Below are 12,101 nucleotides of genomic sequence, written 5' to 3'. Positions count from 1 at the left end.
ATGAGTAATTTAGTACAGCCTTTAAATTTTAAAAAGTGGATTGATGAAAACCGTCATTTATTAAAACCGCCAGTAGGAAATAAACAAGTGTGGGATAATGGTGAGTACATTGTTATGGTTGTTGGAGGTCCAAATAATAGAAAAGATTATCATTATAATGAAACACCAGAATTTTTCTACCAAGTAGAAGGGGATATGGTTTTAAAAATTATTGATGATAAAGGAGAAATGATAGATGTAGAAATAAATGAGGGGGATATTTATTTATTACCAGCAAAAGTACCACATTCACCACAACGAAAGGAAAATACAGTTGGGTTGGTAATAGAATACCCAAGAGCAGAAGGAATGATGGATGCATTAGAGTGGTATTGTGAAAAATGTAGTACACCATTGTATAGAGAAGAGTTTGCATTGGATAATATTGAAACGGATATGCCTATTATTTTCGATAAGTATTATTCAGATACCAAAAAGTGTACTTGCTCTAATTGTGGAACAGTAATGGAAGCTCCTAACAAAGTGAAATAATGTTAGAAGAGGCAAAAAAAAGCTTTTTAAAACAAGGTTTTATGAAAACCTTAGGAGCGAAAATTATTCATATTGAAAAAGGAGAAGTAAAAATTCAATGCAATAAGAATGATGGATTAACTCAGCAAAATGGTTTTTTTCATGCAGGAGTATTAACTAGTCTTATGGATGTTGCTTGTGGTTATGCTGCATTAACAGTAATGCCAAAAAACTCAGATGTATTATCAGTAGAGTTTAAAACAAATTTATTACGCCCAGCTACATCAGAAATAATAATAGCAACAGGAAAAGTTATAAAAGCCGGGAAGACATTAGTTTTTTGTGAAGCTAAGGTTGAAGATGAACAGGGTAAATTATACACAACTATGCAAGCTACAATGATTAGTATGCAAAAAAATAAAGCTAATTAAAAACAAAATGGAAAAACGAAAACTACGTATTAACGGACATTCACATTTATTACCATATCCAGAACAAATACCTGCTTTTATGAAAGAGAAGGAGATTTTTTGGGTTGATGATGAACGTAAGCATATGTTACAAAAAGGATGGAAACGACCTGTAACTGATTCTAGTTTTTTCTTAGATGAAAAATTAATGTGGATGGAGAAAAATAAATTGGACCATGCAGTGGTTTTAAATCTTTCTCAATTATACGGAAATGGATTGCGTTTAGAAGAAATGAAAAAAGCATTGCGTTTTCAAAATGATTTTAATGCTAAGGTGCAGCACGATCATCCAGATAAATTTACTTGTGGTTTCGTAGTACATCCAGGGTTTATTTATGGAGCTTTATATGAAATGGAGCGTTGTGTCGAAGAATTGGGGTTAAAAGTATTGTGTTTGCCAACTCACTTTATGGACTCAATAGGGCAATGGCGTTGTGTATTTGATAAAGAAAACGACCGTATTTTTGAGTTAGCAGATAAATATAAATTAGCTATAGAAATCCATCCATATGATGGAGATAAAATGATAAAGTTAGAGAATACAAACTGGCGTTTTCATTTAATTTGGATGTTGGCACAATGTGGAGACGCTTATCATTTTTATACATTGAATGGAATGCAAGAGCGTTTTCCAAATATTAGAACTTGCTTTGCACATGGAGGGCAGTTAGCACAAATGAATTTAGGGAGACGTATTCAAGGATTTGATGGGAGACCCGATTTATTCGAAGGAAAAACACATCCGCGAAAAGCAGTAGGGCATCCAAATATATTTTTCGATACACTAGTTCATGATACAGATTCATTAAAATTAATGATAGATCGTCAAGGGTCAAATCAAATAATTATGGGCTTAGATGATCCATATCCATTAGGTGAAATGGAGAGTGATGCGCAATCAAGTTATCCAGGGAAATTATTAGATTTAGCAATTGATAGAGATCTTATTAATCAAAAACAGTACGATGAGATTTGGGAAGACAATACGTTACGTTGGTTGTTTGGAGATGATGAAAAAGCAAAACAAGATTTAGTATCTAAAATATTGCAATAAATGAATGAAGTAACACAGTTTCATAACTTATCACACATCTGTATTTCGTTTATAGGAGCAGTGTTATTATTAGCTATTTATTATAACATAAGAAAACGTTTTAGAGCAGTATTGGAAGAAGGAAGCTCAATAAAAAGAGTTGATAGAGGTTTACTATATCTTAGTTTTGGAATGTTAGTTTGGGTACTTTCTGGTACTTGGGCTTTTATTGCTAATTACTTCTTATTTGATACAACAACAAGTTATCAAATAGGAGTAAATGTATTATCAACAATAAATAATTTATTTTGGTTACTGGCATTATATTACGTGTATGATGCACCAAAGTTTATTTATAGAAATGAAAAAAATGTAAAGATTATAGCTATAATAATTATTGCAGTTTTTACTTTAACATTAATACTTGCATCTGTAGTAGGTAATGAGATATTTTATGGAATAAAATTAGCTTCAGTACCAGATGTATTGCTCACAACATTTTTATGTTTTTTAATGGGAATTTCTTTTTACAGAACTTTTATGCATCGCGATTTAAAGTTGGTAGCTTTTATATCTATTATTGCTATAACATTACTGTTTGTTTCACAATTGTCTGATGTGTTTGTGAAATTAGATGATAATTTTACAAATCAATTAATTAGAATAATAGCAAAAACCTCTTTAGTATCTGTTTTTTTAGTTTTGGCAACAAGTTGGGTAATTCAATTAGCAAATACACCGAAGCCTAATGAAATGAGGATTCAGTTTTTAGATTGGTCTTTAATTCAGTTAACAATACCATCAAAAGGAATTATAAATGAAAAAATAGATTTTGGTTCTAAAACCACACAATATAAAAATTTATTAAACTTTGCTTATCGAAGAAAATATATGGATGCAGATAAGCAATCTATAATTGTAAACTCAGGAGGAGAAATTAAAAGTCAAACGTATTTAACTAGAATTATTGATAATTTAAATACTATTCTTAATTTAGATAATGATGAAAAATTAGAAAGGAAAGACTTGATTACCTTTATAGGGGAAAGTAAATATCGTTTACGAATTTTACCAGAGTATATAGTGTTTGATGAGGCACTAATAGAAGAGTGTAAAGAATTAATAGAATAACTTTTTAAAGTTACAAAAACTCACAAGTCTTTATTTTTTATCACAATTTAGTACAATGTTTCATAAAGTTTTAGTCTAAAAATATATTAGCTGAAATTTATATTATTTATGAAAACGTATACTTCAACAAACGATGTTTTTGGGCATCCAAAAGGATTATTGTATTTATTTTTTGCAGAGCTATGGGAGCGCTTTTCTTTTTATGGAATGCGAGCACTATTAGTGCTCTATATGACAAAGCATTTGCTGTTTTCAGATGAAATGTCTTTTGGTATTTATGCAGCATATATGTCATTGGTATATGTTACGCCTTTGATAGGGGGGGTACTTGCTGATAAAATTTTAGGATTTAGAAAAGCAATTATTTTAGGAGGGGTTTTAATGGTTCTAGGGCATTTCTTTTTAACTTTTGAGCATCCAGTATTTTTTTATAGTTCGTTATCATTAATAATAGTTGGAAATGGTTTTTTTAAACCAAACATATCATCTTTTGTTGGGAAGCTTTATAAAAAAGAGGATACAAGAAGAGATGCAGGTTTTACTATATTTTATATGGGGGTAAATATTGGTGGTGCTGTAGCTCCATTATTATGCGCATGGTTAGCTGAATCCTATGGGTGGCATTATGGATTTGTATTGGCAGGTATAGGAATGTTAATAGGATTGTTTGTTTTTAACAATGGGCTTAAGAATGAGATTTTTGAAGATCATGGTTTGGTGCCAAATGAAGAGTTATATAATAAAAAAAAATGGGGAATAAGATCTGGAGGATTAGTTACCATAGGAGCTTTTTTATCGGTACCTATTTTTGCTATAATAGTTCGTTATCATCAATTTGAACATTATTTAGTTTGGGTAGTATCATTATTTTTGATTTTATATTTAAGCTATATTTTAAAACAAGTAACTTTATCTGAGCGTAAAAAATTACTAGTAGCTGTATATTTTACAGTTTTGTATACATTATTCTCCGCTATTTTTGAGCAGGCTGGTAGTTCACTTACTCTTTTTGCTGATAGAAATGTAAATTTAGTAATAATGAATGCTGCGCAAACAAATAGTATAAATTCTGGATTTATAATATTGTTAGCGATACCATTTTCAATATTATGGACATTTTTGAATAGAATAAATAGAAATCCAAATTCAGTTGTTAAGTTTGGTTTAGGTTTGTTTTTTTTAGGTTTAGGTTTTGTTGTGTTTGGTTTGTCAGCTCAACAAGTAGATGAGTTTGCAAAAACACCAATGTTTTATTTAATTGCAGGAACTTTAGTGTATACGGTTGGTGAATTATTTCTATCTCCAATAGGATTGTCTAAAATGACAGAATTATCACCTGTAAAGTATATTGCATTTATTATGGGAGTTTGGTTTTCGGCAAATTTTTATGGGCATTTCTTTGCGGGGAAAATAGCAAAATTAACATCGGTTTCTAATGGAGAGTTGGGGGTGTTTTCAAAAGGTTTCTTTGGAAATGCAACAGAATTTATTACAGGTTTGCCAAGTAATACAATTATAGATAAAAGCGAGGCATTTCAGCAATTGTATAGTTATGTTTCGGTGTATGCAAATTTTGGAATTATAGCTTCCGCAATAGGGCTATTGGTAATAGCTTTTTCATTACCTATAAAAAGAATGATGAAAGAAATACATTAAGAAGAGTAATTTATAAAAAGAAAAACCTAAGATTAAATCTTAGGTTTTTCTTTTTATATGGTAATAACTTTTTATTTAAAAGTAGAAGAAATATTTATAGCAACATCATCCCATGTTTTAGAAACACCATCTTCGCCTTTGTGTAAATCTTTACAAGCTTCGTTTAAGGAAGCTAATGCTTTTTCAGCATTCCAATCTGTAATCTTCATGGTTCCAGTTAAGCTGAAATTTTTTCCATTTATACTATATTTAAAAGGAAGTTTTTTGGTAACTCCATTCATAGTTAAATTAGAATATCCAATAGAATCATTTTCTAATACTAACTTTCCAGAAAGTAATTCAGTTTTATCCATTACAGCAAAAAAGAATTTTTTAATTTTAAAATCCCTACTAGTATCTTTAGTAAAAATACTACTTACTGGGATAGAAAATTCAGCATTGTTAATAGCTTCTTTAATAGTGTTTCCTTCTCCGTTTGCTGTAATGTTTACTTTTTGAAACTGGCCATTAACAGGTTTTTTACTTGTAGTTTTGTATGCAGTCCAATTTATTTTACTATCAGCATCTTGTAAAATAAAAGCAGCTTTTTTTTCTACTTTTACTTCTTGTTTTGTTGGTATTTCTTTTTTAGCTTCTGATTTACACGATAAGATACTACCTACTGCAGCACATATTAATAATGATGAAATAATTTTTTTCATGTGGATTGTTTATTTAATAATTGAATTGACTAGGTTGATGTATTCTTGTTTAGCCTCATCTTCACTCATTCCTTTTAATTGCATCCAGGCATTAAATTTAAAAGCATTTTTTAAATCAGCATTAGCATTAAAAGAAAATTGATCTCCTTTTACAGCTTGTTTGTAATATGCATACAATTTAAGCATAACATCAGGAGGAAGTTTTTCTTGCATACTTGACGCTTTCTCGTAAGCTTTATTAAATTTTATATCTAAATCATTTATCATGAAGGATAATAAGGTATATAATTACATTATATAATGTATATACAAATATACGAAGGGAGCAAGAAAAAACAAGCTATCAAGTCTATCTAATAACCCACCATGCCCAGGCATAATTGTACCACTATCTTTTACTTTTGCCTGTCTTTTAAATTTAGATTCAACTAAATCACCTAGAGAACCAAAAATAGAAACAATAATTGCTATAATAATCCAATCCAAAATTGAAAAAACATTTGAGAATTTAGCAATTAAAAAGCCAGCAAAAACAGAAAATATTAAGCCACCAATAAAACCTTCTATAGTTTTTTTTGGAGATACAGATTTGAATAACTTATGTTTTCCAAAATTTTTACCAACTAAATAAGCAAAGCTATCATTAGTCCAAATAATTAAAATTATATAGATAATTATGTTTGGAACATAGCTGTTGTTTATAAAAGGTAGTTTTATTAAAAAGAAAAAAGGTAATACTAGATAAATAATGTGCATTAATAATTTTTCACCAAAACTATTATATTTTATAGGTTTAGTACTAATAAGTAAATAAAGTAACCAGAACAACCCAATTAAAGAAAAAGCAATTAAAGGACTTGTATAAAAAAAAGTTATTTTTGTTATTGACAAGAATATAATTGCAATTAAGAATACATAAGGAATTAAGTTTTTTAGTTTTATGATTTTTGAAAATTCATAAATGCAAACACTCGCAAAAATGGCAAGTAATCCTATGTATGTTTCTGCTGAAAATAAAATAGCAGAAATAAAAATTATAGCATAAACAAGTGCAGAAATACTTCTTGTTATAAGGTTGGACATATCTATATCTTAAAGGTCTTCAAAGAGCAGCAAATATAAGTTTTTTGAGTTACTATTTCCGTAACTTAAAAAACTATCGTCTTCAATATCTATTTTGTAATTTGTAGTTGAACTAATGTTGGTAGGGATGTTACCACTGAAGTGAGTTTTTATTCCAGTTAAACCTTCGCCCATATTTTTTACCAATTGACTAGTTGTTGCATAAACAATAAAATGCTTTGAATGGGAAGATAATTTAGCACTTCCTAATTGGTTGGAAGAAAATAAAATATCGCCTTTGTTGGCTATTAAATGTTCACAAGAAGTGAAAAAAGGAGTCGTTTCAGAAGAATGCTTTTGTATATTAATATCAATATTCTCAACAATTTTCACTAAATCAAAATCAGTACAAGTAATTTTATTCCAATTATTTTCTTGTAAAATATGTTTTAAATTATTTGACACTTCATTAATTGATGTACAGTATAAAAACTTTCCTCCTTTATTAATAAAATTGTGTACGAATGAATCATCTAGAGAAAGATTAACTTCTTGCTCGTTAATCTTTTTTTCTCTAGATGATTCTGTATATGATTTAAATAATTTCTTAAAAAAACTCATTAAAATAAAAACTATTCTTCAGTTATTGTGTCAGCTTTATCTTTAGCGTCATTTTTTTCAAATGGTCTTTCACCGAATGCTTTTACTAAATCAGCTTTAAAAATCACTTCTTTTTCAAGTAATAATTCAGCAAGTAAAGTAAGTTTGTCTTTATGTTGTTCTAAAATATCAATAGCTCTTTGATATTGTCCTTCAATTATTTTTGAAATCTCTTCATCAATAGTTTTGGCAGTATCATCACTATATGGCTTAACAAATGAATCATTTCCAGATGAATCATAATAAGTAATATTCCCAACTTTGTCGTTTAAACCATAAACGGTAACCATTGCACGAGCTTGTTTTGTTACTTTTTCTAAGTCACTTAAAGCTCCAGTAGATATCTTATTAAACATTAACTTTTCAGCAGCTCTACCCCCCATAGTAGCACACATTTCATCAAGCATTTGTTCAGTTTGAACAATTTTCCTTTCTTCAGGTAAATACCAAGCAGCACCTAATGATTGTCCTCTTGGAACAATAGTAACTTTTACTAATGGAGCCGCATGCTCTAGCATCCAACTAACAGTTGCATGACCTGCTTCGTGAAAAGCAATTACTTTCTTTTCTTTAGGTGTAATAACTTTATTTTTCTTTTCTAAACCACCAACAATTCTATCAACAGCATCTAAGAAATCTTGATGTTCTATAGCTTCTTTATTGTTTCTTGCGGCAATTAAAGCAGCTTCATTACATAAGTTAGCAATATCAGCTCCAGAAAATCCAGGAGTTTGTTGAGCTAAGAATTCTAAATTAGAATTTTCAGCTAATTTTAAAGGTTTAATATGTACTTCGAAAATTTCTCTACGCTCATGTAAATCTGGAAGGTCCACATAAATTTGACGATCAAAACGACCAGCACGCATTAATGCTTTATCTAATACATCTGCACGGTTAGTCGCTGCTAATACAATAACATTTGTATCAGTACCAAAACCATCCATTTCAGTTAATAATTGATTTAACGTGTTTTCACGTTCATCATTACCACCTGTCATACTATTTTTTCCTCTGGCACGACCAATAGCGTCAATCTCATCAATAAATATAATCGAAGGAGATTTTTGTTGTGCTTGTTTAAATAAATCTCTAACACGAGAAGCTCCAACACCAACAAACATTTCAACAAAATCAGAACCTGATAAAGAGAAAAAAGGAACACCAGCTTCACCAGCTACAGCTTTAGCTAATAAAGTTTTACCAGTACCAGGAGGTCCTACTAATAAGGCTCCTTTAGGTATTTTACCACCTAATTTAGTATACTTTTCTGGAGTTTTTAAGAAATCAACAATTTCTTGAACTTCTTCTTTAGCTCCTTCTAAACCTGCAACATTTTTAAAAGTGGTTTTAACTTTAGTATCCTGATCAAAAAGTTTTGCTTTAGATTTTCCAATGTTGAATATTTGTCCGCCACCAGAGCCACCAGCACCACCACCAGACATTCTTTTCATAAAGAATAACCAAATAGCAATTAATAGGATAAAAGGAAGGAAACCGATGATTCCATCAATCAGACTAGTTTTTTCCTCATTATCTTTATCAAAATCAAGCGAATATTCTTTTTTAGCTTTATCAATCTCATTCTCAAAATTTTGTAAATCACCAAAATTGTATGAATACAAAGGAGACCCTTTTCTATAAAAAGGAGATTCCGTTAGTTTTTTATGTTCTTCTTTTTTTTCAGCTTCAGGTTTTAAGAATATTTGAGCTATGTTATTATTTTCAACAATAATCTCTAGAATGTCGTTTGCTTTTAAAATTTTTGTAAACTCATTTTTAGAGATCTTTTTAGATCCTAAATCGCCAGAACTAAAAAAACTTATTCCTAATAGAATAACTAATATCGGTATGTATAACCAAAATGAATTAAAAGTAAATTTTGGTGTGTTTTTTTTCTTTTCACTCATAAAATAAGGTGTCTAAATTTGTTAGCAATTATGCTGGGTTAATTTCAGTAATCTTTGCATCTCCCCAAAGACTTTCAATATCATAGTAATCACGCACTTGTTTTTGAAAAATATGAACAACAACATTTACATAATCCATTAGAACCCATTCAGCGTTACCTTGTCCTTCAATATGCCAAGGTTTATCTTTAAGTTCTTTACTTACTAATTTTTGTATAGAACCAGAAATGGCGTTAATTTGTGTGTTAGAATTTCCTGAACATACAACAAAATAATCGCAAACAGTGTTTTCTATTTCTCTTAAATCTAGTAGTTGGATGTCTTCTCCTTTTACATCATCAATCCCCTTTATAATCACAGAGATTAAATCGTCTGTGCTTGCTTGTTTTTTTGTCATCAAAAAAAATTAAGTTTTAGCAAAGTTATTATTTTTTTGCGAGTAATTTATGTAATATTGATACTTGTTTTACTTGCAAAACTTATATGAAAATAATCAAACTTGATGCCATCGATTCTACCAATTCTTTTTTGAAAGATATGGCAGTAAATTCTAGTATTGAAGATTTTACGATTGTGGTTGCTGAAAATCAAACTTCGGGTAGAGGGCAAATGAATTCGAAGTGGAAGGTTGAGTCGGGTAAGAGCTTGACTTTTAGTGTTTTTTGTGAATGGGAAGAGTTGTTGGTTACCGATCAAAAAAGCTTAAATTTTAGTGTAGCATTAAGTGTTTTTGACGCATTAAATAGCTTGGGTTTAACAGGTTTATCTATAAAATGGCCTAACGACATTCTGTCAGGAAATAAAAAAATAGCAGGCATACTTATTGAAAATGCTTTAAAAACAAACAAAATTAATTCTTCTATTATAGGAATTGGGATAAATGTAAATCAAGATATTTTCCCTGTTGATTTGCCCAACGCTTCATCACTAAAAGTAATTTTAAATAAAGAAATTGATTTAGATTTCTTGTTAGATAAAGTAATTGTAAATCTGAAAGAGAAAATAGAGATTTTGAGAAGAAAGGATTATTCTTTTTTAGAAAAAAAGTATTTAGAAGTGTTGTATAAAAAAAATGTTCCGTCTATGTTTAAAAACAAACAGAACATTTTATTTATGGGTAAAATAATTGGAGTATCAAATAATGGAAAGCTCCAAATAGAATTAGAAAATGAAACTGTAAAAGAGTTTGATCTTAAAGAAGTTTCGTTTGCTTAATTTATATTTTAGAAATATTTTCAGTTAGCGTTTCTATAAATTTAGTTAATGGTTTTTTAACCATCATTGCCATCATAGGATTAAAGTCGCCATTAAATTTTAATATAACATCTGTTTCGTTTTCAGAAATTTCGTTAATATCAGAAGATAAAGTAAAAGGTAATTTACTACTTGCAGCTCCTAAAGTAATATTAGTATATTCTGTTTTTTCTTTCATAACTAATCTTATTTCTGGCATTCCTTTTAAACCAAAAATAAAACTATCACCATCAACTTCAAATTTTTGAGTATTTTCTGGCATTAATTGTTCAAAGTTTTCAAGTTTCGAAAAAAAATCAAAAACATCTTTAGCCGATTTTTTTACTGTTACTTTATTTCCTTCAATATTCATGTTTTATTATTTTATTATTCTTGTTTCCATTCGCTAGGTCCAACTCTCCAGTCTTCTAACATTCTTAATTCTTCACTAGTAATATACTTGCTGTCTAATGCTTGCTCAAGTAAATATTCATAATTACTTAATGTAGTTAGTTCAACATTTGCTTCCTTAAAGTTATCAGTAGCAATAGTAAATCCATAAGAAAAAATAGCAATCATTCCTTTAACGTTAGCATGAGCCTCCTTTAAAGCTGTAACAGCATTTAAACTACTTTTACCTGTACTGATTAAATCTTCAATTACTACAACATTCTGACCACTTTCTAAATGCCCTTCTATTTGATTTTTTCGTCCATGTTTTTTAGGCTCAGGTCGAACATATATAAAAGGAACACCTAATTCTTGGGCAACGAGTATACCAATAGCTATAGCTCCAGTTGCTACCCCAGCAATTACATCAGGTTTACCATGTTTCTCTTCTACTAATTTTGCAATTTCTTCTTTTAAAAAGTTTCTAACTGGAGGATAAGATAATGTAACTCGATTGTCACAGTAAATTGGTGATTTCCAGCCAGAAGCCCACGTAAACGGTTCGTGCGGGCTCAATTTTATTGCCTTTATTTGTAAAAGAAGTTCAGCTGTTTTTTTTGCCGTATCTTTGTTAAAATCCATATCGCAAATGTATAAAGTTTTTGTTAATGACAAGCCAATAATTTTTACAACTTCAACAAAAAATGAAGAAAATTATACTGTTTATATTTACAAGAACACAATTTTAGATGAACTTATTTACAAATTAAAGCTTGGTAAATTAAAAGGGGTTTACTTATATACACCTAATTTAATAGAAGATTGGGAGGCGTTTAGAATAAAGTTTAAAGTGATGATTGCTGCAGGAGGTTTAGTTCTAAATGATAAAAAAGAAGTACTATTTATTTATAGAGGTAATAAATGGGACTTACCTAAAGGGCGAATAGAAAAAGGAGAAAAAATAGAAGAAACAGCAATTAGGGAAGTAAAGGAAGAATGTGGTATTTCTAACTTAAAAATTATAAAAAAGCTAACAAATACATATCATTTATTTGTTCAAAAAGGAGAACATAGATTGAAAGAAACACATTGGTATTTAATGAATTCGACTTACAAAGGGAAGTTGACACCTCAATTAGAAGAAGGTATAATTAAGGTAGTATTTAAAAATACTCAAGATACAATTAAAGCTCTAGAAAATACTTATTACAATATTAAATTGGTTTTTAACCACTATAAAAAAATGATTAATTAATGACACTATGTCATTGTCGGTAGACTTTTTTAATACTTTTTCTGCCAAAACAAAAACAAAAACTTATTGGCATACACTTTGACTATATGTACT

The 12,101-nt window shown here is 29.4% G+C and carries 15 protein-coding genes; 7 read left to right on the top strand and 8 right to left on the bottom strand.

From position 1 onward, the window contains the following. The 5 genes from Q0881_RS10165 (at nucleotide 1) to Q0881_RS10145 (ending at nucleotide 4,800) form a co-directional block, all read left to right on the top strand. Complete coding sequence (locus Q0881_RS10165; protein ID WP_299159730.1) at nucleotides 1-531, top strand: 3-hydroxyanthranilate 3,4-dioxygenase; 531 nt, start codon at nucleotides 1-3, stop codon at nucleotides 529-531. Between the two features lie 41 nt (nucleotides 532-572). Continuing rightward, a complete protein-coding gene (locus Q0881_RS10160) occupies nucleotides 573-941 on the top strand; it encodes a PaaI family thioesterase (protein WP_299159728.1) in 369 nt (122 codons plus the stop codon). A gap of 7 nt (nucleotides 942-948) precedes the next feature. Then, entirely contained in the window at nucleotides 949-2,034 is a 1,086-nt protein-coding gene (locus Q0881_RS10155) for an amidohydrolase family protein (protein ID WP_299159725.1), read from the top strand. Then, nucleotides 2,035-3,144, top strand: a complete 1,110-nt coding sequence (locus Q0881_RS10150) for a hypothetical protein (protein ID WP_299159723.1) — start codon at nucleotides 2,035-2,037, stop codon at nucleotides 3,142-3,144. A gap of 108 nt (nucleotides 3,145-3,252) precedes the next feature. Next, nucleotides 3,253-4,800: a peptide MFS transporter gene (locus tag Q0881_RS10145; protein ID WP_299159721.1), complete on the top strand. Its 1,548-nt coding sequence runs from the start codon at nucleotides 3,253-3,255 to the stop codon at nucleotides 4,798-4,800. Nucleotides 4,801-4,871: 71 nt separating this feature from the next. Here Q0881_RS10145 and Q0881_RS10140 read toward each other — a convergent pair whose 3' ends face one another. From Q0881_RS10140 to rsfS, 6 genes are read right to left on the bottom strand one after another with little or no spacing between them, the layout of a single operon-like run. Next, on the bottom strand, nucleotides 4,872-5,501 hold the full coding sequence (locus Q0881_RS10140; protein WP_299159719.1) for a YceI family protein: 630 nt from the start codon (nucleotides 5,499-5,501) through the stop codon (nucleotides 4,872-4,874). Nucleotides 5,502-5,510: 9 nt separating this feature from the next. Then, on the bottom strand, nucleotides 5,511-5,768 hold the full coding sequence (locus tag Q0881_RS10135) for an acyl-CoA-binding protein (RefSeq protein WP_299159717.1): 258 nt from the start codon (nucleotides 5,766-5,768) through the stop codon (nucleotides 5,511-5,513). A 21-nt stretch (nucleotides 5,769-5,789) separates the two neighbouring features. Next, the gene (locus tag Q0881_RS10130; RefSeq protein ID WP_299159715.1) at nucleotides 5,790-6,584 is read right to left on the bottom strand and encodes a phosphatidate cytidylyltransferase; all 795 of its coding nucleotides are present in this window, start codon (nucleotides 6,582-6,584) and stop codon (nucleotides 5,790-5,792) included. 9 nt (nucleotides 6,585-6,593) lie between these two features. Then, nucleotides 6,594-7,184 carry an LUD domain-containing protein gene (locus Q0881_RS10125; protein ID WP_299159713.1) on the bottom strand — a complete coding sequence of 197 codons (591 nt, stop codon included), beginning with the start codon at nucleotides 7,182-7,184 and terminating at the stop codon, nucleotides 6,594-6,596. Nucleotides 7,185-7,195: 11 nt separating this feature from the next. After that, entirely contained in the window at nucleotides 7,196-9,130 is a 1,935-nt protein-coding gene (gene ftsH / locus Q0881_RS10120) for an ATP-dependent zinc metalloprotease FtsH (RefSeq protein WP_299159711.1), read from the bottom strand. Nucleotides 9,131-9,158: 28 nt separating this feature from the next. Then, entirely contained in the window at nucleotides 9,159-9,527 is a 369-nt protein-coding gene (rsfS, locus tag Q0881_RS10115) for a ribosome silencing factor (RefSeq protein WP_299159709.1), read from the bottom strand. Between the two features lie 86 nt (nucleotides 9,528-9,613). On the opposite strand from rsfS, the gene Q0881_RS10110 reads away from it, so the two are divergent. After that, nucleotides 9,614-10,345, top strand: coding sequence for a biotin--[acetyl-CoA-carboxylase] ligase (locus Q0881_RS10110; protein WP_299159706.1), 732 nt, complete (start codon nucleotides 9,614-9,616; stop codon nucleotides 10,343-10,345). 1 nt (nucleotide 10,346) lies between these two features. Here Q0881_RS10110 and Q0881_RS10105 read toward each other — a convergent pair whose 3' ends face one another. Beyond that, nucleotides 10,347-10,736 (bottom strand): SRPBCC family protein, encoded by a 390-nt coding sequence (locus tag Q0881_RS10105; RefSeq protein ID WP_299159704.1) that lies wholly within the window; start codon nucleotides 10,734-10,736, stop codon nucleotides 10,347-10,349. 14 nt (nucleotides 10,737-10,750) lie between these two features. Further along, nucleotides 10,751-11,395 carry an orotate phosphoribosyltransferase gene (gene pyrE, locus Q0881_RS10100; protein WP_299159701.1) on the bottom strand — a complete coding sequence of 215 codons (645 nt, stop codon included), beginning with the start codon at nucleotides 11,393-11,395 and terminating at the stop codon, nucleotides 10,751-10,753. A gap of 7 nt (nucleotides 11,396-11,402) precedes the next feature. Here pyrE and Q0881_RS10095 point away from each other — a divergent pair, with 7 nt between their 5' ends. Then, the gene (locus tag Q0881_RS10095; RefSeq protein WP_299159698.1) at nucleotides 11,403-12,008 is read left to right on the top strand and encodes an NUDIX domain-containing protein; all 606 of its coding nucleotides are present in this window, start codon (nucleotides 11,403-11,405) and stop codon (nucleotides 12,006-12,008) included. The last annotated feature ends 93 nt before the right edge of the window (nucleotides 12,009-12,101 follow it).

Source organism: uncultured Tenacibaculum sp. (assembly GCF_947494125.1).
GTDB lineage: Bacteria > Bacteroidota > Bacteroidia > Flavobacteriales > Flavobacteriaceae > Polaribacter.
Note: the sequence above shows the minus strand (reverse complement) of the source record. Positions and strands in the feature narration are given on the sequence as shown.

Bases quoted from the DNA above. Each gene is read 5' to 3' on its own strand.
- ftsH (WP_299159711.1), bottom strand. From the start codon at position 9,130: ATGAGTGAAAAGAAAAAAAACACACCAAAATTTACTTTTAATTCATTT.
- Q0881_RS10150 (WP_299159723.1), top strand. From the start codon at position 2,035: ATGAATGAAGTAACACAGTTTCATAACTTATCACACATCTGTATTTCG.
- Q0881_RS10095 (WP_299159698.1), top strand. From the start codon at position 11,403: ATGTATAAAGTTTTTGTTAATGACAAGCCAATAATTTTTACAACTTCA.
- pyrE (WP_299159701.1), bottom strand. From the start codon at position 11,395: ATGGATTTTAACAAAGATACGGCAAAAAAAACAGCTGAACTTCTTTTA.
- Q0881_RS10160 (WP_299159728.1), top strand. From the start codon at position 573: ATGAAAACCTTAGGAGCGAAAATTATTCATATTGAAAAAGGAGAAGTA.
- Q0881_RS10130 (WP_299159715.1), bottom strand. From the start codon at position 6,584: ATGTCCAACCTTATAACAAGAAGTATTTCTGCACTTGTTTATGCTATA.
- Q0881_RS10105 (WP_299159704.1), bottom strand. From the start codon at position 10,736: ATGAATATTGAAGGAAATAAAGTAACAGTAAAAAAATCGGCTAAAGAT.
- Q0881_RS10140 (WP_299159719.1), bottom strand. From the start codon at position 5,501: ATGAAAAAAATTATTTCATCATTATTAATATGTGCTGCAGTAGGTAGT.
- Q0881_RS10125 (WP_299159713.1), bottom strand. From the start codon at position 7,184: ATGAGTTTTTTTAAGAAATTATTTAAATCATATACAGAATCATCTAGA.
- Q0881_RS10135 (WP_299159717.1), bottom strand. From the start codon at position 5,768: ATGATAAATGATTTAGATATAAAATTTAATAAAGCTTACGAGAAAGCG.
- Q0881_RS10165 (WP_299159730.1), top strand. From the start codon at position 1: ATGAGTAATTTAGTACAGCCTTTAAATTTTAAAAAGTGGATTGATGAA.
- Q0881_RS10155 (WP_299159725.1), top strand. From the start codon at position 949: ATGGAAAAACGAAAACTACGTATTAACGGACATTCACATTTATTACCA.
- rsfS (WP_299159709.1), bottom strand. From the start codon at position 9,527: ATGACAAAAAAACAAGCAAGCACAGACGATTTAATCTCTGTGATTATA.
- Q0881_RS10145 (WP_299159721.1), top strand. From the start codon at position 3,253: ATGAAAACGTATACTTCAACAAACGATGTTTTTGGGCATCCAAAAGGA.
- Q0881_RS10110 (WP_299159706.1), top strand. From the start codon at position 9,614: ATGAAAATAATCAAACTTGATGCCATCGATTCTACCAATTCTTTTTTG.